Source organism: Polaribacter sp. Hel1_33_96 (assembly GCF_002846595.1).
Taxonomy (GTDB): domain Bacteria; phylum Bacteroidota; class Bacteroidia; order Flavobacteriales; family Flavobacteriaceae; genus Polaribacter.
This window is the reverse complement of the sequence record NZ_PJMV01000001.1, coordinates 2,719,340-2,745,126: the sequence shown is the minus strand read 5'-3', so window position 1 is coordinate 2,745,126 and position 25,787 is coordinate 2,719,340. Positions and strand designations below refer to the sequence as shown.

Annotated in this window: 19 protein-coding genes; 17 read left to right on the top strand and 2 right to left on the bottom strand. The window is 33.7% G+C overall.

Annotated elements, in window-relative coordinates:
• Positions 1–4: 4 nt before the first annotated feature.
• From ilvB to ATE90_RS11735, 5 genes are all read left to right on the top strand, one after another.
• Entirely contained in the window at positions 5–1,738 is a 1,734-nt protein-coding gene (ilvB, locus tag ATE90_RS11755) for a biosynthetic-type acetolactate synthase large subunit (RefSeq protein ID WP_101451448.1), read from the top strand.
• Position 1,739: 1 nt separating this feature from the next.
• On the top strand, positions 1,740–2,270 hold the full coding sequence (gene ilvN, locus ATE90_RS11750) for an acetolactate synthase small subunit (RefSeq protein ID WP_036784135.1): 531 nt from the start codon (positions 1,740–1,742) through the stop codon (positions 2,268–2,270).
• A gap of 10 nt (positions 2,271–2,280) precedes the next feature.
• Positions 2,281–3,756 carry a ketol-acid reductoisomerase gene (gene ilvC / locus ATE90_RS11745; RefSeq protein WP_036784132.1) on the top strand — a complete coding sequence of 492 codons (1,476 nt, stop codon included), beginning with the start codon at positions 2,281–2,283 and terminating at the stop codon, positions 3,754–3,756.
• Between the two features lie 76 nt (positions 3,757–3,832).
• A complete protein-coding gene (gene ilvA / locus ATE90_RS11740) occupies positions 3,833–5,095 on the top strand; it encodes a threonine ammonia-lyase IlvA (protein WP_101451447.1) in 1,263 nt (420 codons plus the stop codon).
• A gap of 164 nt (positions 5,096–5,259) precedes the next feature.
• Entirely contained in the window at positions 5,260–6,852 is a 1,593-nt protein-coding gene (locus ATE90_RS11735; protein ID WP_036784127.1) for an NADP-dependent glyceraldehyde-3-phosphate dehydrogenase, read from the top strand.
• 103 nt (positions 6,853–6,955) lie between these two features.
• Here the strand turns inward: ATE90_RS11735 and ATE90_RS11730 are convergent, their stop codons facing one another.
• Entirely contained in the window at positions 6,956–7,783 is an 828-nt protein-coding gene (locus tag ATE90_RS11730) for a universal stress protein (protein WP_036784125.1), read from the bottom strand.
• Positions 7,784–7,959: 176 nt separating this feature from the next.
• Between ATE90_RS11730 and rimP the strand changes: the two genes are divergently transcribed.
• The 3 genes from rimP (at position 7,960) to infB (ending at position 12,596) form a co-directional block, all read left to right on the top strand.
• Positions 7,960–8,421: a ribosome assembly cofactor RimP gene (gene rimP / locus ATE90_RS11725; RefSeq protein ID WP_036784123.1), complete on the top strand. Its 462-nt coding sequence runs from the start codon at positions 7,960–7,962 to the stop codon at positions 8,419–8,421.
• Between the two features lie 11 nt (positions 8,422–8,432).
• Positions 8,433–9,689 carry a transcription termination factor NusA gene (gene nusA, locus ATE90_RS11720; RefSeq protein ID WP_036784121.1) on the top strand — a complete coding sequence of 419 codons (1,257 nt, stop codon included), beginning with the start codon at positions 8,433–8,435 and terminating at the stop codon, positions 9,687–9,689.
• A gap of 63 nt (positions 9,690–9,752) precedes the next feature.
• Positions 9,753–12,596, top strand: a complete 2,844-nt coding sequence (gene infB / locus ATE90_RS11715; RefSeq protein ID WP_036784119.1) for a translation initiation factor IF-2 — start codon at positions 9,753–9,755, stop codon at positions 12,594–12,596.
• Between the two features lie 74 nt (positions 12,597–12,670).
• Here infB and ATE90_RS11710 read toward each other — a convergent pair whose 3' ends face one another.
• Entirely contained in the window at positions 12,671–13,039 is a 369-nt protein-coding gene (locus tag ATE90_RS11710) for an SPOR domain-containing protein (RefSeq protein WP_036784117.1), read from the bottom strand.
• 196 nt (positions 13,040–13,235) lie between these two features.
• On the opposite strand from ATE90_RS11710, the gene ATE90_RS11705 reads away from it, so the two are divergent.
• The 9 genes from ATE90_RS11705 (at position 13,236) to ruvB (ending at position 25,754) form a co-directional block, all read left to right on the top strand.
• Positions 13,236–14,537: a cytochrome c3 family protein gene (locus ATE90_RS11705; RefSeq protein ID WP_101451446.1), complete on the top strand. Its 1,302-nt coding sequence runs from the start codon at positions 13,236–13,238 to the stop codon at positions 14,535–14,537.
• 82 nt (positions 14,538–14,619) lie between these two features.
• Complete coding sequence (locus ATE90_RS11700; RefSeq protein WP_101451445.1) at positions 14,620–17,676, top strand: TAT-variant-translocated molybdopterin oxidoreductase; 3,057 nt, start codon at positions 14,620–14,622, stop codon at positions 17,674–17,676.
• A gap of 22 nt (positions 17,677–17,698) precedes the next feature.
• The gene (gene nrfD / locus ATE90_RS11695; protein WP_036784109.1) at positions 17,699–19,162 is read left to right on the top strand and encodes an NrfD/PsrC family molybdoenzyme membrane anchor subunit; all 1,464 of its coding nucleotides are present in this window, start codon (positions 17,699–17,701) and stop codon (positions 19,160–19,162) included.
• A gap of 2 nt (positions 19,163–19,164) precedes the next feature.
• The gene (locus tag ATE90_RS11690; RefSeq protein WP_036784106.1) at positions 19,165–19,692 is read left to right on the top strand and encodes a DUF3341 domain-containing protein; all 528 of its coding nucleotides are present in this window, start codon (positions 19,165–19,167) and stop codon (positions 19,690–19,692) included.
• A gap of 10 nt (positions 19,693–19,702) precedes the next feature.
• Positions 19,703–20,251 (top strand): c-type cytochrome, encoded by a 549-nt coding sequence (locus ATE90_RS11685; protein WP_180335209.1) that lies wholly within the window; start codon positions 19,703–19,705, stop codon positions 20,249–20,251.
• Positions 20,252–20,278: 27 nt separating this feature from the next.
• Positions 20,279–21,736 carry a hypothetical protein gene (locus ATE90_RS11680; RefSeq protein WP_036784104.1) on the top strand — a complete coding sequence of 486 codons (1,458 nt, stop codon included), beginning with the start codon at positions 20,279–20,281 and terminating at the stop codon, positions 21,734–21,736.
• A gap of 37 nt (positions 21,737–21,773) precedes the next feature.
• A complete protein-coding gene (locus tag ATE90_RS11675) occupies positions 21,774–22,784 on the top strand; it encodes a cytochrome c oxidase subunit II (RefSeq protein WP_036784102.1) in 1,011 nt (336 codons plus the stop codon).
• A gap of 31 nt (positions 22,785–22,815) precedes the next feature.
• Positions 22,816–24,597 carry a cytochrome c oxidase subunit I gene (locus tag ATE90_RS11670; RefSeq protein ID WP_036784099.1) on the top strand — a complete coding sequence of 594 codons (1,782 nt, stop codon included), beginning with the start codon at positions 22,816–22,818 and terminating at the stop codon, positions 24,595–24,597.
• A gap of 134 nt (positions 24,598–24,731) precedes the next feature.
• On the top strand, positions 24,732–25,754 hold the full coding sequence (ruvB, locus tag ATE90_RS11665) for a Holliday junction branch migration DNA helicase RuvB (RefSeq protein WP_036784096.1): 1,023 nt from the start codon (positions 24,732–24,734) through the stop codon (positions 25,752–25,754).
• Positions 25,755–25,787 lie beyond the last annotated feature (33 nt).

Below are 25,787 nucleotides of genomic sequence, written 5' to 3'. Positions count from 1 at the left end.
AAATATGGAAACACAAACCATACTAAATAAAAATACTTCAACAAACGTTACAGAAAGAATTTCTGGTAGCGAAGCAATCGTAAGATGTTTAATAGAAGAAGAGGTGAAAATAATTTATGGATATCCTGGAGGAGCAATCATGCCAGTCTACGATGAATTATACAAATATCAAGATAAAATTCATCACGTATTAACACGTCATGAGCAAGGAGCAACGCATTCAGCACAAGGGTTTGCACGAATTTCTGGAAAAGTAGGTGTTGCAATTGCAACTTCAGGTCCAGGAGCAACCAATTTAATTACAGGCATTGCAGATGCGCAAATTGATTCTACTCCAATGGTGTGTATTACTGGTCAAGTTCCTTCTCATTTATTAGGTTCTGATGCGTTTCAAGAAACTGATATTGTTGGTATTTCTACGCCAGTTACAAAATGGAATTGTCAAGTAACAAAAGCTTCACAAATTCCTGGAGCAATTGCCAAGGCATTTTATATTGCAAAAAGTGGTAGACCAGGACCAGTTTTGGTTGATATCACGAAAGATGCTCAATTTGAAGAATTTGATTTTTCATATGAAAAATGTACGAAAGTAAGAAGTTATATGCCAGTTCCAAAAACGGCACAAAGTTCTTTGGAAGCGGCTGCTAAAATTATCAATGAAGCAAAAAAGCCATTGATTGTTTGGGGACAAGGTGTAATTTTAAGTGAAGCTGAACAGCAGTTTAAAGACTTTGTTGAGAAAGCGGGTATTCCAGCTGCTTGGACAATTTTAGGAGCTTCTGCACTGCCAACTTCCCATCCTTTAAATGTTGGTATGTTGGGCATGCATGGTAATTATGCACCTAATAAATTAACAAATGAATGTGATGTTTTAATTGCAATCGGAATGCGTTTTGATGATCGAGTTACAGGTAGTTTAGATACGTATGCGAAGCAGGCAAAAGTAATTCACTTTGAAATTGACCCGGCAGAAATAGATAAAAATGTAAAAACAGATGTTGCCGTTTTAGGGGATGCAAAAACAAGTTTAGAAGCTATTCTCGCTCTAATAAATGATAACTCTCATACTGCTTGGCATCAAGAGTTTAAAGATTTATATAAAATTGAATATGAAAAGGTAATTAAAGGTGACATTCATCCAACGAAAGAAGGATTAACAATGGGAGAAGTTATCAATCAAATTAATATTCAGAGTAAAGGAGATGCTGCAATTGTTACAGATGTTGGTCAACATCAAATGATTGCTTGTAGATATGCAGATTTCAACAAAACAAAAAGTAATATTACTTCTGGAGGATTAGGCACTATGGGTTTTGGATTACCGGCAGCAATTGGAGCAAAAATGGCAGCTCCAGAACGTGAAGTGGTTTCAATTTCTGGTGATGGAGGTTACCAGATGACCATTCAAGAATTAGGTACTATTTTTCAGCAAAAGGCAGCTGTAAAAGTAGTGGTTCTAAATAATGATTTTTTAGGAATGGTAAGACAATGGCAACAGTTATTTTTTGATAAGCGATATGCTTCTACAGAAATGGTAAATCCAAATTTTGTTGCTATCGCAGAAGGCTATTATCTGAAAGCTAGAAAAGTTACAAAAAGAGAAGATTTAGCAGAAGCGGTAAAAGAAATGATGGAAAGTAAAGAAGCTTACTTTTTAGAAGTTTGTGTAGAAAAAGAAGGGAATGTATTTCCAATGGTTCCTTCAGGAGCATGTGTTTCAGATATAAGATTAGAATAATATGAGTGGAGAAAAGCAGCAATATACGGTATCAATATATACAGAAAATAATATTGGATTGTTGAATAGAATTTCAGCAATTTTCCAAAGAAGGCATATAAATATTGAGAGTTTAAATACCTCTCCATCAGAAATTGAAGGTGTTTCTAAATTTACGATTGTTGTGAACATGACAGAAGTAAATATTAAGAAAATCTTAGGTCAAATAGAAAAGCAAGTAGAGGTTATTAAAGCGTATTTTCATAATGAAGAAGATACTATTTATCAGATTTCGGGCTTATTTAAAATTAAGTCTGAATTGTTGTTTGAAGAGCGCCAAATTCAAAATATTATCAAAGAAAGTAACGCTAGAATTGTTACAGTAAATACAGATTTTTTTGTCCTTGAAAAATCAGGAAGGAAAGAAGAATTGGTTCAGTTACACAAAAAATTAAGTGTTTTTGGTATTATGCAATATACGCGTTCAGGACGTATTGCAGTTACCAAAGAAGAAATGAAAATATCAACATTGTTAGAAACATACAACAACTAAATAAATAAAAATGTCAAATTATTTTAACACATTAACATTAAGAGAGAAATTAGAGCAGTTAGGAAAATGCAGGTTTATGGACGCCTCGGAATTTGAAGATGGCGTAGATGCATTGAAGGGAAAGAAAATTGTTATTGTAGGTTGTGGAGCGCAAGGCTTAAATCAAGGTTTAAACATGAGAGAATCAGGTTTAGATATTTCTTACACCTTAAGACAAGCTGCTATCGATCAAAAAAGAGAGTCTTATATCAACGCAACTTCAAATAATTTTGAAGTAGGCACGTACGAAGAGTTAATTCCTACTGCAGATTTAGTGTTGAATTTAACACCAGATAAACAGCATACAAATGTAGTTCATACGATAATGCCTTTAATGAAAAAAGGAGCAACCTTATCGTATTCTCATGGTTTTAATATTGTTGAAGAAGGAATGAAAATTCGTGAAGATTTAACGGTTATTATGGTAGCGCCAAAATGCCCTGGATCCGAAGTTCGTGAAGAATATAAAAGAGGGTTCGGAGTGCCAACCTTAACGGCAGTGCATCCAGAAAATGACCCAGAAGGAAAAGGTTGGGCACAAGCGAAAGCGTATGCAGTTGCAACGGGAGGAAACAGAGCGGGAGTTTTAGAATCTTCTTTTGTTGCTGAAGTAAAGTCAGATTTAATGGGAGAGCAAACTATTTTATGTGGTTTGTTGCAAACAGGAGCAATTTTATCTTTTGATAAAATGGTTGAAGAAGGAATTGAAGCAAGTTATGCGGCTAAATTGATTCAATATGGTTGGGAAACTGTAACTGAAGCTTTAAAACATGGTGGTATCACAAATATGATGGACAGATTGTCTAATCCTGCTAAAATAAAAGCTTTTGAAATTTCTGAAGAATTAAAAGACATTATGCGTCCGTTGTTTCAAAAACATATGGATGATATTATGACGGGTCATTTCTCTAAAACCATGATGGAAGATTGGGCAAATGATGATAAAAACTTATTAACTTGGAGAGCTGCAACTGGTGATACTGCTTTTGAAAAACAACAAGTTACAGAGCAAGAGATACCAGAACAAGAGTATTTTGATCACGGAACATTATTAGTTGCTTTTGTAAGAGCTGGTGTAGAATTAGCTTTTGAAGCAATGACAGAGTCTGGTATTATAGATGCTTCTGCTTATTATGAATCTTTGCACGAGACGCCATTAATAGCAAATACAATTGCCCGTAAAAAATTATATGAAATGAACCGTGTAATTTCTGACACTGCAGAATACGGTTGTTATTTATTCGATCATGCTTGTAAGCCTTTATTAACTGATTTTATGAAAATGGTTAGTACAGATCTTATTGGTAAGAAATTTACAGATTCAAATGATGTTGATAATCAAGAATTAATTAGAGTAAACGCTATTATTAGAAGTCATCCTGTTGAAAAAGTAGGAGCAAAATTAAGAGCTTCTATGACGGCAATGAAAGTGATAAAATCAGCATAGTTAAATAAAGATTTTAAATTTTATAAATACCTGTCAGATCTAAATACCTGACAGGTATTCTTATTACCTTTTAATAATGGAAACTAAACAAACCTATTTCCCTAGCTTAGATAATGTAAAGGCAGCTTCTGAAAATTTAAAAGGGGTTGCTTCCATTACTCCTTTAAGTAAAAACTTCAATCTTTCAAAAGAATTAGAAGCAACTATTTTGTTTAAAAGAGAAGATTTACAAGTGGTAAGGTCTTATAAAATAAGAGGAGCATATAATAAAATGTCTTCTTTAAGTGTTGCTAAAAAAAAGCGCGGAATTGTTTGTGCAAGTGCAGGAAATCATGCGCAAGGCGTTGCTTTGTCGTGTAAGTTATTGCAAATAAAGGGTACTATATATATGCCTTCTCCAACACCAAATCAAAAAATTAATCAGGTAAAAATGTTTGGTGAAGATTTTATTGAAGTCGTTATTGAAGGCGATACTTTTGATGATGCTTTTAATGCCGCAAAAATCGAATGTGATTCAACAAATAAAACCTTTATCCATCCTTTTAATGATAAAAAAGTAATTGAAGGGCAGGCAACAGTGGGTTTAGAAATTTTAAATCAAACTGATAAAAAAATAGACTATGTTTTTGTCGCTATTGGCGGTGGTGGTTTGTCATCTGGCTTATCCTCTATGTTTAAATGCCTATCATCAAAAACCAAAATTATTGGCGTAGAACCAGCAGGAGCTCCCTCTATGTTAACATCTATCAGAAACAAAAAAAATACAACTTTAGAAAAAATAGACTCTTTTGTTGATGGAGCGGCTGTTAAGCGGGTTGGGGATTTAAATTTTGCAATTTGTCAGCAAAATTTACATGATATAATTACAGTTCCAGAAGGTAAAATCTGTCAGACTATTTTAGATTTGTACAATAAAGATGCCATTGTAGTAGAACCTGCAGGCGCATTAAGTATTGCGGCTCTAGATTTTTTTGCTGATGAAATTAAAGGCAAAAATGTAGTTTGTATTGTAAGTGGTAGCAATAATGATATTACAAGAACGGCAGAAATTAAAGAACGCGCATTATTATACGCAAATTTAAAACATTATTTTATAGTAAAATTTCCTCAAAGAGCCGGAGCATTAAAAGAATTTGTAGCGGAAATTTTAGGGCCAAATGATGATATTACTCATTTTGAATATACCAAAAAGAATAATAGGACAAATGGTGCTGCTGTGGTTGGTTTAGAGTTAAAATCTTCTCGAGATTTACAACCTTTAATCCATAGAATGAAAGAAAGCAATTTCTTTGGTGATTACCTAAATGACAAGCCTGATTTACTTCAGGTTTTAGTGTAGTGTGTATTTAATATTTCCATCAAAATAACCAAAATTTCGAAATGCTTTTCGTTAATAAATGAACATTTAATTGAAATTATGAAGGTAATTCTCTCTTATTTTTCGTTAATTTGGTACTAGAGATCTCAATAGAATTAATTAGGGTTTTGATTTAAAAGCAATTTATGAGCAAACAATTTACAGAAATTCCAGAGGCATATAAAATCACGTCACTTTTGCATCAAAAAACATATTTAGTTAATGGTGAATTAAAAGAGTGGAAGGGCGCATTTACGGAGGTTTATTCCACAATTTCATCAACCAAAGAATACCAACCAACTTTACTAGGAACGGTTCCAAATTTAACAGGAGAGGAAGGTTTAGAGGCTTTAGATTCTGCTTATAAGGCCTATGATAAAGGGCAAGGTTTGTGGCCAACAATGAGGGTTATAGATAGAATTGAATGTATGGAGGAATTTGCAGAGCAAATGAAAACCAAACGAGATGAAGTTGTAAAACTATTAATGTGGGAAATTGGAAAATCGTTACCAGATTCTGAAAAAGAATTTGATAGAACCATAGAATATATTTTCGATACAATTGAAGATTATAAGAAAATGGACAGAAATTCTGCTAAGTTTGAAAAACATAGCGGAGTGCATGCACATATTAGACGGGGTCCTTTAGGGGTGGTTTTTTGTTTAGGGCCGTATAATTATCCTTTAAATGAAACGTTTGCATTATTGATTCCTGCTTTAATTATGGGGAATACAGCTGTTTTTAAACCTGCAAAACATGGCGTTTTATTATTGTCTCCGCTTATGGAAGCTTTTCAGAATAGTTTTCCAGAAGGCGTTGTGAACGTAATTTATGGTAGAGGTAGGGTTTTGGCTACGCCTATTATGAAAACAGGTAAAGTAGATGTGTTAGCCTTAATAGGGAACAGTAAATCTGCAAACGCGATACAGGCAAACCATCCTTTTAAAAACAGGTTACGTTTAGTGTTAGGTTTAGAGGCTAAAAATCCTGCAATTGTATTACCAGATGCAGATTTAGATTTGGCCATTGATGAGTGTATTTCTGGAGCAACATCTTTTAACGGACAGCGATGTACTGCATTAAAAATAATATATGTGCACGAGCATATTGTTACTAAATTTAACAAACGATTTGTAGAAAGAATAGATGCTTTAAAGTTTGGAAACCCATGGGAAAATGGGGTAAAATTAACACCATTGCCAGAACCAGGAAAACCTTCTTACATTCAAGAGTTAATTGATGACGCTACTGCAAAAGGAGCAGAGGTGATTAATAAAAAAGGAGGGGAAGCCACGGAAAATTATATTTTCCCAGCAGTTTTATATCCGGTTTCTAAAGACATGAGAGTGTTTCAAGAAGAACAATTCGGACCCGTAACGCCTATTGTCTCTTTTAAAAACATTCAAGAACCTTTAAATGATATGGCAGAGTCTAATTATGGCCAGCAAGTAAGTGTTTTTGGTAGCGAAGTAAAAACATTAGCACCATTAATTGATGCGTTAGTAAACTTGGTGTGCAGAGTAAACTTAAATAGTGCTGCTCAACGTGGACCAGACGTGTATCCTTTTACGGGAAGAAAAGACTCAGCAGTAGCAACTTTAAGTGTGCACGATGCATTGCGTTCTTTTTCTATTAGAACGTTTGTAGCTTCAAAAGACACGCCGTACAATAATGCAATTTTACAAGAATTGTTAGACAAGAAAAACTCTAATTTTATCAATACAGATTACCTTTTGTAATAAATTTTGAAATTAAAAAAACCTCTTTAAACTGAAATTATTTCAGTCTTTTGAGGTTTTTTTTTGATACCACAAATAAGGTCTCTGCGAATTAATTTTTAGACTAAACTTTAATTGTTAGCATTGGTTTTAAAGCTTTTTTAGATAAATTTTTGGTGACACTTGGCGAAAACAAATGCGATAAACCACTTCTGCCATGCGTGCACAGAGCAATTAAATCGGAGTTAATGTCTTTCGAGAAATTTAAAATTCCTTTTTCTACAGAGGTATCATTGTAAATATTTATCGAGTGTTTAGGTAAACTATAATCTTTAATAAAATCCAATACTTTTTCTTTAGCCTCCCTCGTGCTCTCAAAATTTGATGGTGTATTAACTTTTAATAAATGAATTTTACTATTAAACTGCTCAGCAAAATCGATAAACTTATTAAAAACAGCTTTATCTTCTTTTTTAAAATTAGAAGCAAAAACTAAGTTTTTTAATTTAAATTTTTTAGCATCTCTTTTTACAATAAGTACAGGTATGGTAGAGGTTCTTGCCACTTTTTCGGTGTTAGAGCCAATCATAATTTCTTCAAACTCAGAATGTCCTTTAGAGCCCATTACAATTAGATCTGCATCAATTTTCTCAGCATATTTTTTTATCCCTTCAAACGGATTATTTTTTTTGATAAAATATTCGACCTTAATATCTTCAGAAAAAAAATTCTCTTTATATTCTAATACTTTTTCTTTTGTTTTTCTAAGATATAACATACTTTCAGGGATGCTAAATTTACTGTTTGAACCCATGTCTATAACGCCAGAAGGAAGTTCAATCATATGTATAAGATATACTGTAGCGCTGGTTTTTTTAGCAATTTTAGCGGCCATTTTTGCAGCATATTCTGATGGTTTAGAAAAGTCGATTGGGACTAGAATTTTTTTCATAAGTCAGCATTTTAAGTAGAAATAATTACTATACATAAAGTTACAAAAAAATAATGAATTAGAGTTGGTTTGGTAAATCATAAACAATTCGTATATTTGCACCGAAAATTATATTAGATGAAGAGGGAAGGGGACTTAAAAGTCCCCTCTTTTTATACTTCATTTTAAGGTTTAGGATGATTCAAACAGCGGTAAAAGACTTAGTAGACGAAGCATTGGCACTTAATGAGTCACTGTACTTAATAGATTTATCGATATCTGAAAACAACAAAGTTCAAGTTGTTGTAGATGGTGATACGGGTGTTCCATTAAGTGAATGTATAAGAATAAGTAGAAACATAAATGATAATTTAGATAGGGAAGAAGAAGATTTTTCTTTGGAGGTTACTACGCCGGATATCGCACATCCATTAAAAGTAAAAAGACAATATATTAAGAATTTAAATAGAATTCTTAAAGTAAAAAATGCGGAAGAAGAGTTTGAAGGAACTTTGGTAGCCGCTGATGAAGATAAAATTGTTTTAAACTGGAAAGCAAGAGAGCCAAAACTGATAGGGAAAGGAAAAGTTACCGTTCAAAAATCGGTGACTATAGAGTATAAAGATATTATAGAAGCAAAAGTGAAGATTGTATTTTAAGCAAAAATGTAATGGAAAATATAGCGTTAATTGATTCGTTTTCAGAATTTAAAGATAATAAAAGTATAGACAGAGTAACATTAATGTCTATTTTAGAAGAAGTATTTAGAGCGACCTTAAAACGTAAGTTTGGTTCTGATGATAATTTTGATATTATTATCAATCCAGATAAGGGAGATTTAGAAATTTGGAGAAATAGAGTGGTAGTTGCAGACGGTTTTTCTGAAGATGATAATGAAGAAATAGAATTAGCTGAAGCACGATTAATTGAGCCGGATTTTGAAATTGGTGAAGATGTATCTGAGGAGGTTAAATTAGTGGATCTAGGAAGAAGAGCCATTTTAGCATTGCGTCAAAACTTAATTTCTAAGATTTATGAACACGATAGCACAAATATTTTTAAGCATTTTAAAGACTTAGAAGGCGAGTTGTATACTGCAGAGGTGCATCACATACGTCACAATGCAATTATTTTGTTAGATGATGATGGTAATGAAATTGTCTTACCGAAAAGCGAGCAAATCCGTTCAGACTTCTTTAGAAAAGGTGATTCTGTAAGAGGCGTTATAAAAACAGTAGAATTAAGAGGGAATAAACCAGCAATTATATTATCTAGAACCGCACCAGCATTTTTAAATAAATTGTTTGAACAAGAAATTCCTGAAGTTTTTGATGGTTTAATTACTGTTGAAGGTGTAGCAAGAATTCCTGGAGAAAAAGCAAAGGTAGCGGTAGATTCTTATGATGATAGAATTGATCCGGTTGGAGCTTGTGTTGGGGTTAAAGGGTCCAGAATTCATGGTATTGTTCGTGAATTAGGTAATGAGAACATAGATGTTATCAACTATACCAAAAACGAACAATTATTTATTTCTAGAGCATTGAGTCCAGCAAAAGTAACCTCTATGGAAATAGAATTGTTCGACGAAGAAAAGAATGGTAAAAAAGGACGTGTAAGTGTACTTTTAAAACCAGAGGAGGTTTCGAAAGCAATCGGTAGAGGTGGTGTAAATATCCGTTTAGCTAGTGAGTTAACGGGTTATGAGATAGATGTTAAGAGAGAAGGACTTGAGGAGGAAGATGTAGAGTTAACCGAGTTTACAGATGAAATTGAAGACTGGGTGATTATAGAATTGAAAAAGATTGGTTTGGATACTGCAAGAAGTGTCTTGGAAACTAGTGTTGCTGAATTGGTGAAAAGAACCGATTTAGAAGAAGAAACTATTTTAGATGTTCAAAGAATTTTGAAAGAAGAATTCGAAGAATAATCAACAATATAAAATTAAAGTAAAAAGTATAATTTTACAGAATTAAAGGCTAAAAAATAATATATGTCTGAAGGCAAAACAATGAGGCTTAATAAAGTTCTAAGAGAATTAAATATTTCTCTTGATAGAGCAGTAGAATATTTAGCAAAAAATGGTCATGATATAGATGCAAGACCTACAACTAAAATTTCTAGTGATATCTACCAAGTTTTACAAGATGGCTTTGAAACAGATGCAAATAAAAAAGCTGCATCCAAAGAAGTTGGCGAAGAAAAACGTAAAGAGAAAGAGGCAATTCGTTTAGAGATAGAAGCTAAGTTAGAAAAGAAAAGAGCAGAAGAAGCTAAGAAAGAAGAAGTCTTAAAAGCCAAAGCAGATAAATTAGAGTTTAAAACTGTAGGTAAAATAGATATTGACAACGTTGGTAAAAAATCAGTTGTTAAAAAAGAAGAAGAAGTTATCGTTGATCCGATAGCAAAAGAAGAAGCTGTGGTTATTGAACCTAAAATAGAACAGCCTGTTGTTGAGCCAAAAGCGAAAGAGGAAGTTTTTGTTGAGCCGAAAATAGTGCAGCCTGTTTCTGAAACAGAAAAAGTTAAAAAGCCTGTTTCTGAAATAGAAAAAGAAGCTTCTAAGGTTGAAGAAAAAACGCCTTCTAAAAAAGAAATTTCTAAGACAGAGGAAAAAGCAGAAGAGGTTACGGCAGAAAATGCAGAAGCGATTAAAACACAGTATAAAAAGTTAGATGGACCTAATTTTACAGGTAAGAAAATTGATTTAAAACAATTTGACAGACCAAAAAAGAAAAAACCTGAAGTTAAAAAAGATGCAAATGCAGACGCTAAAAAGAAGCGTAAGCGTATCAGTAAACCAGGTGCGCCGGGTACTGCTAATACGAGAACAGCTCCAGGCAGAGGGACTCCAAGTAGAGGCGGTTCAGGAACTGGTAGACCTGCATTTAGGCCAAGAGGAGCTCAAAGGCCAGTAGTAAAAAAGGTTGAGCCAACAGAAGCAGATATTCAAAAGCAAGTTAGAGAAACCCTAGAAAAGCTTCAAGGAAAATCGAGTAGAGGAAAAGGAGCAAAATACAGAAGAAATAAAAGAGATGCCCGTAGAGAGCATTCAGATGCTGAATTAGAAGCACAAGCATTAGATAATAAAATATTAAAAGTAACAGAGTTTGTTACGGTAAGTGAAGTGGCAACAATGATGGATGTTCCTGTAACAAATATCATTTCGGCATGTATGTCTTTAGGAATGATGGTAACTATGAATCAGCGTCTAGATGCGGAGACATTAGTGATCGTTGCAGAAGAATTTAACCATAAAGTAGAGTTTGTAGGTGCAGAGGTAGAAGAATCTATAGAAGAAGTAGAAGACAAGCCAGAAGATTTAGAAACGCGTGCGCCAATTATTACAGTAATGGGTCACGTAGATCATGGTAAAACTTCTTTACTAGATTATATCAGAAAAGCGAATGTAATAGAAGGCGAAAGTGGTGGAATTACTCAGCATATTGGAGCTTATTCAGTAAAAGTTGGCGATCAAAATATTGCATTTTTAGATACTCCGGGTCACGAGGCTTTTACAGCAATGCGCGCGCGTGGAGCACAAGTAACGGATTTAGTTATTATTGTGGTTGCAGCAGATGATGATGTAATGCCACAAACCAAAGAAGCAATCTCTCATGCGCAAGCTGCGGGTGTGCCAATTATATTTGCAATCAATAAGATTGATAAACCGAATGCAAATCCAGATAATGTAAAAACACAATTATCTTCAATGAATTTGTTGATTGAAGAATGGGGTGGAAACATTCAGTCTCAAGATATTTCTGCTAAAACGGGAGAAGGAATTCCTGAATTATTAGAAAAAGTTTTATTGGAAGCAGAAATTTTAGAATTAAAAGCAAATCCTAATAAAAATGCAGTTGGAGCAGTTGTTGAAGCGTTATTAGATAAAGGTAGAGGATATGTTTCTACCATATTAGTACAAGCAGGAACTTTAAAAATTGGAGATTACTTGTTAGCAGGTAAACACAGTGGTAAGGTAAGAGCAATGTTTGACGATAAAGGAAACAACTTAAAAGAAGCTGGACCATCTGTGCCAGTATCTATTTTAGGTTTAGATGGAGCGCCACAAGCAGGAGATAAATTTGTTGTTTTTGATGATGAAAGAGAAGCGAAACAAATTGCTTCAAAACGTTCTCAATTGCAACGAGAGCAATCTGTAAGAACACAAAAAACTCTTACTTTAGCTGAAATTGGACGTAGAATTGCACTTGGAGACTTTAAAGAATTAAACATTATCTTAAAAGGTGATGTAGATGGTTCTGTAGAAGCTTTGACCGATTCGTTCCAGAAATTATCAACAGAAGAAATTCAAGTTAATATTTTACATAAAGGAGTTGGAGCCATTACAGAAAGTGATGTGTTATTAGCAACAGCCTCAGACGCTATTATTGTTGGGTTTAATGTTCGTCCGCAAGGAAATGCAAGAATGATTGCAGATAGAGAAGAAGTTGATATTAGAACATATTCTATTATTTATGATGCTATTAACGACTTAAAAGACGCGATGGAGGGTATGTTGTCTCCAGAGATGAAAGAAGAAGTAACAGGTAATGTAGAGATTAGAGAGGTGTATAAAATTTCTAAAGTTGGTAACATTGCTGGTTGTATGGTGATGTCTGGTAAAATATTCAGAGATTCTCAAATTAGAATTATTAGACAAGGTATTGTTGTTCATGAAGGAGTATTGTCATCTTTAAAACGTTTTAAAGACGATGTTAGAGAAGTAGCCAAGGGTTATGATTGTGGTCTTCAACTTAAAAATTACAATGATATTGTAGAAGGAGATGTTATTGAGGCATACAAAGAAGTAGCCGTTAAAAAGAAGTTGAAATAAACGTCCTTTATAAGAAAAGTAAAAACGCCAAAATCATTTTTGATTTTGGCGTTTTTTGTGCACTATTTTTAAGCTTATTTGCCCAAAGGAATCACAATTAATCCTGAAAATTTTTCTGAAAATCCAACCATGGCTTTATCTGCCTCTAATTTTGTTTTATAATTTCCAACTTGTACTTTCCAATATGGTTGTTCATAATCAAGCTTTGTGAATACTTTAGGGTAATTTAGTCTAAATTTACTTTGTAAGCTTCTTGCATTAGTTTCATTACCGTAATATATCTGAACCCTAAAACCATACCCATACTTTTTGTTAAAAGCTCTTTTTTGGGCGATCAAGTTTTTAATTTGTTTACTAGTATTTGTCTTGTTTTGAGCAGAAAAAGAGAAACAACCTGCAATTAATACAAAGATAAATACGTTTACATAAGATTTATTTTTCATTCTAAAATTCGTTTCTACAAAAGTAACGAGTTGTCTTAGAATAAATTTGATAAATTATTATTTAGAATTATTATAAATTAATAGTTAACGTTCCTTTAACTTTTCAAAATGTAGGAAGAAGTAGTACTTTTGACGGACTGTTCAAAAATCGTTTTGGGCCATTTTATACACAATACTAAAATTATAGTTTGTAAATATGAAAAGTGTAGCATTTCAGAGTAGACTAATGTCAGTATTTCTAAAAAGTCTTACATTACTTTTAATTTTTGGGTTTAGCATTTCTTCGTATTCCCAAGAGATGGATGAAGCTCGTCAGAAAGAGGGTAGAAAATTATTTAGATCTTTATGTGCATCTTGTCATAAATTGGATAAGAAACTAGTAGGTCCTGCTTTAGGAGCAGTTGAGGAGCGTAGAGAAAATGATTGGTTAAAAGCCTGGATAAAAAATAATGCAGAGTTTCAAAAAGTAAATGCTGAAGCCTACGAAGCAGCTCAATACAGCGCAACAGCTATGAATGCTTTTCCTCAGTTAACAGATAAAAATATAGATGATATTTTATACTATACAACTGTTGGTGAAATTAAAAATGCGCCAGCAGCGGGTGAAGTTTTAGTAGGGGGACAAGTGTTAGAGAAAAGTGGTGCTCCAGATTGGTTAATTTATATTTTAGCAGCTGCTATTGTAGTTGCGTTTTTAATGATTGCCAGTTTGCTAAAGCAAGTAAGTGAGTTAAAAGGGAATAAAAAACCAGCAATACAATCGAATTTAAGAAGAGATTTACAAGAGCTTTGGGTAGGTGTTAAAAACAATACCTTCTTAAAAGTATTATCTACAATATTTTTATTATTGATAGGAGCCTATATTGTATTTGGAATGTTGTTCAGTGTTGGTGTAGATCAAGGGTATCAGCCAATTCAACCTATTGCATTTTCTCATAAGATTCATGCTGGAGATAATAAAATTGATTGTCAATATTGCCATTCATCAGCAAAGCATAGCAAGCATTCAGGGATACCTTCTGTAAATGTATGTATGAATTGTCACAAAGCTATTGCCGAAGTTGCAGAAGGAACTGAGATTCAATGGAACGGTCAAACATACGGTAAAACACAATTAGATCAAGAAATTGCAAAAGTTTACAAGGCCGCAGGTTGGGATCCAGAAGAATTAGAATATACAGGAAAAGAAAGACCGATAAAATGGATTCGCCTTCACAATCTTCCAGATTTTGTCTATTATAATCATGCACAACACGTAACGGTTGCAGGTTTGAAATGTCAGAAATGTCATGGCCCTGTGGAGGAGATGGATGAAATGTACCAGTATTCCTCATTGACAATGGGTTGGTGTATCAATTGTCACAGAGAGACAAACGTAGATTTAAAAGGAAATGAATATTACGCTAAGATTCACGACGAATTGGCAAAGAAATACGGAGTAGAAAAAGTTACTATATCTCAGTTAGGTGGATTAGAGTGTGGTAAGTGTCATTACTAAAGGAAGAAATAAAAAATTCAAAAATTAAAAAATCTCGAGAATTTTTTCTCAATTTTTTAAATCATTAAATAAAAAAGTATAAATGGCTTCAAACAAAAAATACTGGAAAAGTGTTGAAGAACTAAAAGATAGTTCTGTTGTTGAAACGCTGAGTAAAAATGAGTTTGTAGAAAATATTCCTACAGATGATTTTTTAGGTGATAAAGAAACACTTGAGAATTCTTCTACTTCACGTAGAGATTTCTTAAAGTATATTGGTTTTACAACAGCTGCAGCATCATTAGCGGCATGTGAAGGACCAGTTGTAAAATCTATTCCTTACGTAGTAAAACCAGACGATATTATTGCGGGTGTTGCAGATTGGTACGCAACGTCTATGGCTGATGGGTATGATTTTGCAAGTGTGTTGGTTAAGACACGTGAAGGTCGTCCAATTCAAATAATGCCAAATAAAGAAGCAAACGGAACAACAAGTGCTAGAGTTCAAGCAGCAGTTCTTTCTTTATACGATGAGAAGTTACGTTTAAAAGAACCAACTAAAAATGGTGATGCTATTTCTTGGGCGGAAGCTGACTCGGAAATAGGACAAAAATTAACTGTCTTTAAAAAAGAAGGGAAGCAAGTTGTTTTATTAACTGGAACAATGGCAAGCCCGTCAACAGATAAAGTTGTTGGTGAATTTTTAGCGAGTTATCCAAATGCAAAACATGTTATTTATGATGCAGTTTCTGAAGCGCCCTCAGCAGACGCGTTTGAAACAATGTATGGTAGAAGAGCTTTGCCAAATTATAAATTAGAAAACGCAGAAACAATTGTTTCTTTTGGTGCTGATTTTTTAGGCGATTTTCATGGAGGTTTTGAAAAAGCGTATGTTGCTGGTAGAAAACCAGAATCAGGTAAAATGTCTTACCATGTTCAGATAGAAAGTAACATGTCTCTTACAGGAGCCAATGCAGACAAACGTATAGTTGCAAAACCATCGGATGTTGTTTTTGCCTTACTGAACTTATATAATGAAATTACAGGTAATTCTTTAGTATCGAACGCTACAACTATTGATAGTGAAATTAAGGAATTAGCAAAATCACTTAAAAAAGCCGGTTCTAAAGGTGTTGTAATGACGGGTATTAATGATGTGAATGCACAATTAATATCTTTAGCAATTAACAATGCTTTAAATAGTGAAGTTTTAGATAGTAAGAACTCATTAAACATTCGTCAAGGAAGTTTTAACCAAGTTCAAGAGGTGATTTCAGATATGAAATCTGGAAAGGTTAGTGGTATTTTTACGGTGAATGTGGATCCTTCTTATTCATTACCAAATGCAGCTGAATTTACAGAAGCATTAAAGAAAGTAGATTTAAAAGTAGCATTGTCTATAGAGAATAATGAGACTGTAGATGCAATGGAATATGCTTTACCAACGCCACATTTCTTAGAGTCTTGGGGAGATACTCAGTTCTCTGAAGGGAATTATGGTTTAATTCAACCTACAATTCAACCATTATTCAAAACACGTCAAATACAAGACACATTATTAAAATGGTCTGGAAGTTCAACTTCATATTATGACTATTTAAAATCTTTCTGGTCTGCAGAAGTTTTGGATGGATCTTCTTGGAATAAAGCTTTACATAATGGTTTTTACAATAAAGTTGTTTCTTTAGGAACAGAAACTCCAAGAGATATTTCAATTGCAGAAGTTGCAAAATTATTAAAGAAAAGTACATTAACTTCTGGGATGGAGTTGAATTTATATATTAAAACTGGTTTAGGAGACGGTAAACAAGCAAACAATCCTTGGTTGCAAGAATTTCCAGATCCAATTACAAGAACATCTTGGGATAATTATTTAACCATGTCTATGGCAGATGCTAGAGATTTAGGTTTTTCTAATCCTGTTAAAGATAATGGTGCTATTGATGGCGATTATGCCAAAGTATCTTTAAATGGCGTTGAAGTTGTTGTTCCAGTTATGGTGCAACCAGGCCAAGCAAAAGGTTCTGTAGGATTGGCTTTAGGTTTTGGAAAAACCTTCGGTTTAAAAGAAGAAATGCAAGTAGGTGTTAATGCATATCCTTTATACAAAGGGGGTAATAACATTCAATATAATGTTGCTATTGAGAAAGTGGATGGAACGCATCAATTTGCTTGTACACAAGTACAAAAAACAATTGCAGGTCGTCATGACATCCTAAAAGTAGCATCATTAAAAGAATATAATACAGTAGCGCCTAAAGACCACCATCACGGTTGGAACAAACCTGCATATGTATCATACGATCATAAAGAAGTTGAGGCAAAAACAATTGATTTATGGGATGAGCACAATAGAGAAATTGGTCATCACTTTAATTTATCAATAGACTTAACCTCTTGCACAGGTTGTGGTGCTTGTGTTGTTGCATGTCATGCAGAGAATAATGTACCTGTTGTAGGTAAAAATGAAGTTAGAGTTGGTAGAGACATGCATTGGTTGCGTATTGATAGATACTACTCTTCAGAAGTTGAAACTCGAGAAGAAGCTAAAGAAATGGGCTTAAGTGGTGGAGACTTATATAAAGCTTTAGAAACTGAAGCAGAGAATCCTGAAGTTAGTTTTCAGCCAATGATGTGTCAGCACTGTAACCATGCTCCATGTGAGACGGTTTGTCCAGTAGCAGCAACATCACATGGCCGTCAAGGTCAAAACCAAATGGCGTATAACAGGTGCGTAGGTACAAGATATTGTGCAAACAACTGTCCATATAGAGTTCGTAGATTTAACTGGTTTAATTATTCAAATAATAACGAGTTTGATTTTAACATGAACAACGAATATGGTAAAATGGTATTGAATCCAGATGTTGTTGTTCGTTCTAGAGGAGTTATGGAAAAGTGTTCTATGTGTATTCAAATGACACAGGCAACAATTCTAAAAGCTAAGAAAGAAGGTAGAACTGTAAATACCGATGAGTTTGAAACAGCTTGTTCGTCTGCATGTACAACAGGAGCTATGGTTTTTGGAGATGTTAATAAAAAAGAAGATAAAGTAGCTGCATTAGCAGCGGATAAGAGAGCTTATAACGTGTTAGATTATTTACAGACAAAACCAAATGTAATCTATCAAGTGAAAGTTAAGAATACAAACGAAGCGTAATTAAAAACTAAGATATAAAAATATGTCTCATTACGAAGCACCCATAAGGGAACCTTTAGTATTAGGTGATAAAAGTTACCACGATATTACCGAAGACATTGCAAGACCTATAGAAGGTGCTGCAAATAAGAATTGGTATATAGCATTTTATATTTCTTTAGCAGCAATGCTATGGGGATTTGGATGTATCTTCTACACAGTAGGAACTGGTATTGGAGTTTGGGGATTAAACAAGAACATTGGATGGGCTTGGGATATTACGAACTTTGTATGGTGGGTAGGTATTGGTCATGCGGGAACTTTAATTTCTGCAGTACTTTTATTATTCCGTCAAAAGTGGAGAATGGCAATTAACCGTTCTGCAGAAGCAATGACAATTTTTGCGGTTTTTCAAGCAGGATTGTTTCCAATTATTCACATGGGACGTCCATGGAATGCATATTGGGTGTTACCGCTTCCAAATCAATTCGGATCGTTGTGGGTGAATTTTAATTCTCCATTATTGTGGGATGTTTTTGCAATCTCAACGTATTTATCGGTATCACTAGTTTTTTGGTGGACAGGTTTATTACCAGATTTTGCAATGATTCGTGATAGAGCTGTGAAGCCTTTTCAAAAGAAAATTTACGCATTATTATCATTCGGTTGGTCTGGTAGAGCAAAAGATTGGCAACGTTTCGAAGAAGTATCTTTAGTGCTTGCAGGTTTAGCAACACCATTAGTTCTTTCTGTGCATACAATTGTATCTATGGATTTTGCTACTTCAATAAACCCTGGATGGCACTCAACTATTTTTCCTCCATACTTCGTAGCAGGAGCAATCTTTTCCGGATTTGCAATGGTTCAAACGTTATTAGGAATTATGAGAAAGGTGACAAACATGGAAGATTATATTACTCGTATGCACATTGAATATATGAATATTGTAATTATTCTTACAGGTGGAATTGTAGCGGTAGCGTATGCAACTGAATTCTTCATCGCATGGTACACAGGTTCTCCTTACGAAAACTATACGTATTTATCTGTAGGGGCTGCAACGGGTCCTTATAAATGGGCATTCTGGTCGTTAATTATATTTAATATTATTACGCCTCAACTATTATGGATAAAGAAATTTAGAAGAAGTTTTATCATCACTTTTATTATTTCTATAGCTATTAATATTGGAATGTGGTTTGAGCGTTTCGACATTATTGCAATTGTATTAAGTAAAGGTCATTTGCCATCAACTTGGTGGCGTTTTGAGCCTACATTTGTTGATGTGGGTATCTTTATTGGAACCATAGGTTTCTTCTTCGTATTGTTTTTATTATATGCAAGAACGTTCCCTGTAATCGCGCAAGCGGAAGTAAAAACAATACTAAAATCTTCTGGTGAGTTTTACAAGAAGAGAAGTGAACAAGGAATTCCTACTAAACCAGCAATTGTTGTTTTAAAGTCAAGGAATAAAAAGAAGGATTCTGATAACAATTTAAACGGATAATTATGGAAGCATCAAAAGTTATTCACGCATTTTATACCGATGACGAAGTATTGTTGGATGCGGTTAAAGCTGTAAAAGCAGAACACCATCATATCGAAGAAGTATTTTGTCCATTTCCAGTGCATGGACTAGACAAAGCAATGGGTTTAGCTCCAACAAAATTAGCAATTACGGCTTTCATGTACGGAATTACGGGTTTAGCTTTTGCAATTTGGATGACAAATTACATTATGATTGAGGATTGGCCACAAGATATTGGTGGTAAACCAAGTTTTTCATGGTTTGAAAATATGCCAGCATTCGTGCCAATTATGTTCGAATTAACAGTATTTTTTGCAGCCCATTTAATGGTAATCACTTTTTATATGAGAAGTAGAATTTGGCCGTTTAAAGATGCTGAAAATCCAGATCCTAGAACTACAGATGATCATTTTTTAATGGAAATTCCAATTCACAATAATGAAGAAGCATTAACTTCTTTGTTATCGAAAACTGGAGCTGTAGAAATTAATATCGTAGATAAGCACTAATAAATAGATAATGAAGAATTTTAAATTAATTATCGCCTTAGTAGTTTTTGCAAGTATTATTTCTTGTAATGACAAAACAACAAGACAGTCACAATACATGCCAGACATGTATGAATCTGTTCCTTATAATGCGGATGGTGCAGAAGGATTAGGAGGAGAACCTGTAAATAGTAAACCAGTAACTGGTACTATTGCAAGAGGAGGAACTCCTGCTTATGATATTCCAGATACTATGGAAGGTTATGAAGAAGCTAAAACAGCTTTAAAATCACCTTTAGAAGTAAATGAAAAGAATTTAACTAATGGGAAGAAAATGTACACAATTTATTGTGTCTCTTGTCATGGTAAAAAAGGGGATGGTAACGGTTATTTATCAACTTCAGAAAAATTTTCTGGAATTCCAAACTATAAAGACAGAGACATCACAGAGGGAAGTATTTATCATGTATTAATCCATGGTAAAAACTTAATGGGTTCGCATTCCTCTCAACTAACATACAAAGAACGTTGGCAAATTGTTCAACACGTAGAAGTATTACGTGCTGATTTGTTAAAATAGAATACAAAAAGATAGAATACGAAAGATATGTATCAATTCTCAGGTAAATTAAAAACATTCTCATTAGCACTAATTATTTTTGGTGTTGTAGGAATTGCATTCAGTTTTTATAGTGGTTCTCAAAAAACTATAGAAGATGCAAAACATGCAATAGAAGCTTCTAACAGTGATGCTCATGGTGGCGCACATGGTGAAACAGCTGCCCCACATGGAGAAGCTGTCAACCATGATACGCATGCTGAAAAAACAGATAAAGAAGCACATGCTTCAATGATTGAAGCACACAGTGAAGTTGCTGCTGCACATGAAAATTCACATGATAATGAACATGCAGAACACGTTTTACATCAACTACAAAATAGACCTTGGTCAGCATTTTATGTAGCTTTATTTTTCTCTTTAGGAATAACATTATTAGTTTTAGCTTTCTATGCGATTCAAAGAGTTGCACAAGTTGGTTGGTCCGTTGTTATTTTAAGAGTAATGGAAGCTATTACAGCAAATCTATTACCAGTCTCGATTATAATGGCAATAGTTGTTGTTGCTTCGGTAATGCATTTGAATCATCTATTTCCATGGATGGCAGAAGGTACTGTTGATCCTACAAGTGATAATTATGATCCAATTGTAGATGGCAAATCTTGGTGGATGAATTCTACAGGTTTTCTATTAAGAAGCATTGCGTATCTTTTAATATGGAATGCTTATAGATTCTTTATTAGAAGGAGCTCTATTAAAGAAGATACTGCAAATGATGGGAATAAAACATACAAGAAAAATTATAACGCATCCGTTATTTTCTTGTTCTTATTTATGATCACAGAATCGATGATGTCTTGGGATTGGATTATGGGGCTAGATCCTCATTGGTTTTCAACATTATTTGGTTGGTACGTATTAGCTTCTTTATTAGTAAGCGCATTAACTGTAATTGCATTTTTTACAATTTATTTGCGTGCTAAAGGTGCTTTACCTCACGTAAACGATAGTCATATTCACGATTTAGCTAAATTTATGTTTGGTTTCTCTGTGTTCTGGACGTATTTATGGTTTTCTCAATTTATGTTAATTTGGTATGCAGATATTCCTGAAGAGACTACTTATTTTGTTGCAAGATTTACGGAGTATAAGTTACCTTTTTTAGGAATGGTTGTGATGAATTTTGTTTTTCCAATACTATTATTATTAAATAGTGATTTTAAAAGCAAGCCTTGGTTTGTGTTTATCGGAGGATTTGTAATTTTAGCAGGTCATTATATGGATGTATTTATTATGGTTATGCCCTCTACAGTAGGTGCACAATGGTATATTGGTATTCCAGAGATAAGTGCTTTATGTTTCTTTATTGGATTATTAATTTACACCACTTTAAATGCATTTTCAAAAGTGAGTCCAATACCAAAAGGAAATCCTTTTTTAGAAGAAAGTAAACACTTTCATTACTACAATATTGAGCATTCAGGAGAAGAATCAGGAGATCATTAATAAATAATTGAATTAAAATAATTAAGACGATAAATATATGTTAGCGCTATTTTATATTTTTATAGGCATTGCAATCGGAGTTAGTTTCTGGCAAATTACCAGAATCATGAACCTGAGAGATGTTATTGCTACTGACGAGGATAATAGAAAACAAGGAAAGTATTCGCTATGGTTTATGGCATTTTTCTATGCAATGATGATTTATTGTTTAATCTTCATGAATGTAATAATGTTACCAGAATCTGCTTCTATTGAAGGGGAACACGATGACATCTTATTTAATATTACCTTTTGGTTAATTGGGATTGTACAATTTATCATGCAATTTTTAATTTTTTACTTTACATTTAAGTACAGAGGAAGTAAAGAAAGAAAAGCAAAATTTTATGCAGATAGTCATAAATTAGAAATGATTTGGACTATAATTCCAGCGGTAGTTCTAGTAGTTTTAGTATCATATGGTTTATGGCAATGGAATAACGTAATGGATTTATCGGATGCCGAAGATCCAATTGTTATAGAAGTTTACTCTCAACAATTTAGATGGGATGCGCGTTATGCAGGTGAAGATAATACTTTAGGCCTAGGAAACGTAAATTATATCAAGGGTATAAATACAATGGGTGTGGATATGTCTGACAAAAACGCATCAGATGACAAGCAGGTTACTGAATTGTATTTGCCCAAGGGAAGAAAGATTCATTTCAAGTTCCGGTCTCAAGATGTTTTACACTCGGCTTATATGCCACACTTTAGAGCTCAAATGAATTGTGTACCAGGAATGGTGACCGAGTTTGGTTTTACGCCAAAGTTTACCACAGAAGAAATGAGACAGAATCCTGAGGTTATTGCAAAAACTATCGGAATCAATAAAATTAGAAAGTCCAAAGGAGAAGAAGAACTTTATGAGTTTAATTACTTGTTATTATGTAATAAAATTTGTGGGGCTTCACACTACAACATGCAAATGAAGATTACGGTTGTAGAGCAAGAAGATTATGACGAGTGGATTGCAGAACAACCAACTTTAGCATCAATTATTAAATAATAAATTTAAAGACACTACAAATTAAAAGATTATGTCAGAACATCATCATAAAGAAACATTTGTAACCAAATATATTTTTAGTCAAGATCATAAAATGATTTCTAAACAATTCTTGGTTACAGGAATGTTTATGGGAATGATAGCCGTTTTTATGTCTATGTTATTTCGTTTACAGATAGCTTGGCCAGAAACATCGTTTACAATCATTGAAGCATTCTTAGGTTCTCATCAAACCAATGGGGTTATGGATCCAGATTTTTACCTTGCTTTAGTAACAATTCATGGTACTATTATGGTATTCTTTGTTTTAACGGCAGGCTTGAGTGGAACATTCTCAAATTTATTAATCCCATTGCAGATTGGAGCTAGAGATATGGCTTCTGGATTTTTAAATATGATTTCATATTGGTTATTCTTTGTATCGAGTGTAATCATGGTAATTTCATTATTTGTTGAAGCAGGACCGGCGTCTGCAGGTTGGACAATTTACCCTCCTTTAAGTGCTTTACCACAAGCTATTCCAGGATCTGGAGCAGGTATGACATTGTGGTTAGTGTCTATGGCTATTTTCGTTGCATCTTCGCTAATTGGAGCCTTGAATTATATTGTTACAATATTCAATTTAAGAACAAAAGGAATGAAAATGACAAGGTTGCCATTAACAATGTGGGCATTTTTTATCACTGCAATTATTGGTGTAGTTTCTTTCCCTGTTTTATTATCGGCAGCTTTATTGTTGATTTTTGATAGAAGTTTTGGAACATCATTTTATTTATCAGATATTTTTATTTCTGGAGAAGTATTGCATTATCAAGGAGGATCGCCAGTATTATTTGAACACTTGTTTTGGTTCCTAGGTCACCCAGAAGTATACATTGTATTGTTGCCAGCATTAGGAATAACATCAGAGATTATTTCAACAAATTCTAGAAAACCAATTTTTGGATATAGAGCAATGATTATGTCTATTATGGCAATTGCATTTTTATCGACGATTGTTTGGGGGCATCACATGTTTATTTCAGGAATGAATCCTTTCTTAGGATCAGTATTTACATTTACAACGCTATTAATTGCAATTCCATCAGCGGTAAAAGCGTTTAATTATATTACAACTTTGTGGAAAGGTAATTTGCAGTTAAATCCTGCAATGTTATTCTCTATCGGATTAGTTTCAACATTCGTAACAGGTGGTTTAACGGGTCTTGTTTTAGGAGATTCTGCGCTAGATATTAATATTCACGATACCTATTTTGTGGTTGCTCACTTTCACCTGGTGATGGGTGTTTCTGCAATTTTTGGAATGTATGCTGGTATTTATCATTGGTTTCCAAAAATGTATGGTAGAATGATGAATAAAACATTGGGGTATTGGCACTTTTGGATTACAATTATTTGTGCTTATGGAGTTTTCTGGCCAATGCATTTTATTGGATTAGCAGGTTTACCGAGAAGATATTATTCTAATACTGCATTTCCAATGTTTGACGATTTACTTCAGATAAATGTAGTTATTACACTTTTTGCTTTAGTAGGTGGTATTGCTCAAATAATCTTTATTGCGAACTTTTTTATCTCAATGTATAGAGGAGCGAAGGCAACTCAAAATCCTTGGAAATCTAATACCTTGGAATGGACTACACCAGTAGAACATATTCACGGAAATTGGCCAGGTAAAATACCAGAAGTTCATAGATGGGCTTATGATTATAGTAAAAGAGTAGATGCAAATGATGATGATAGCGATTATTTACATGGTCAAGATTTTGTGCTACAAACTACACCTTTATTAGAAGGAGAAGAACAATCTTAAAGTTCTGATTTTATCCGTTTAATAAACGGTATCTTATCATAAAAATTTAAAAACCTTTCCTATTTGGAAAGGTTTTCTCATTCTCTGGTAAAAGGTATATTTAACCTGATTCAAAATCTCTTATATTTGTAAGTATGAATGAAAACTTAAATCCTGATAACAGTCATTTAACAAATGAAGATATAGACGTAGAAAAAAAATTACGCCCACTATCTTTTGATGATTTTACAGGACAAGACCAAGCTTTAGAAAATCTGAAAATATTTGTTGAGGCGGCCAATCAAAGAGATGAAGCTTTAGACCACACCTTGTTTCATGGCCCTCCAGGTTTAGGGAAAACTACGTTGGCACATATTTTAGCAAACGAATTACAGGTAGGTATTAAAGTTACTTCTGGTCCAGTTTTAGATAAACCGGGTGATTTAGCCGGACTGCTCACAAATCTTGATGAACGAGATGTTTTATTTATTGATGAAATTCACAGATTAAGTCCAATTGTAGAAGAGTATTTGTATTCAGCAATGGAAGATTATAAAATTGATATTATGATCGAATCTGGCCCTAATGCTAGAACTGTTCAAATCAATTTAGAACCCTTTACTTTAATTGGGGCTACAACACGATCAGGATTGTTGACTGCTCCAATGAGAGCTCGTTTTGGAATAAGTACAAGACTACATTACTATTCAACAGAACTGCTAACAACAATTATTCAAAGAAGTGCACATATTTTAAAAGTGCCAATTTCTATGGAGTCAGCAATTGAAATTGCAGGAAGAAGCAGAGGTACTCCAAGAATTGCGAATTCTTTGCTGCGTAGGGTAAGAGATTTTGCTCAGATAAAAGGAGATGGATCTATCACCATTGCAATAGCAAAATATGCATTAAAAGCATTAAATGTTGATGCTCACGGCTTAGATGAAATGGATAATAAGATTTTGGAGGTGATCATTGATAAATTCAAAGGAGGACCCGTAGGAATTAGTACTATCGCAACTGCGGTTTCCGAAAATACAGAGACTATTGAAGAAGTATATGAACCTTTTTTAATTCAGCAAGGTTTTATTATGAGAACTCCAAGAGGGAGAGAAGTTACAGAATTAGCCTATCAGCATTTGGGTAGGACGAAGGGCAGAGATCAAGGAAAATTGTTTTAAAAGGCTAATTATGATTCAATAATTCGTTCTTAA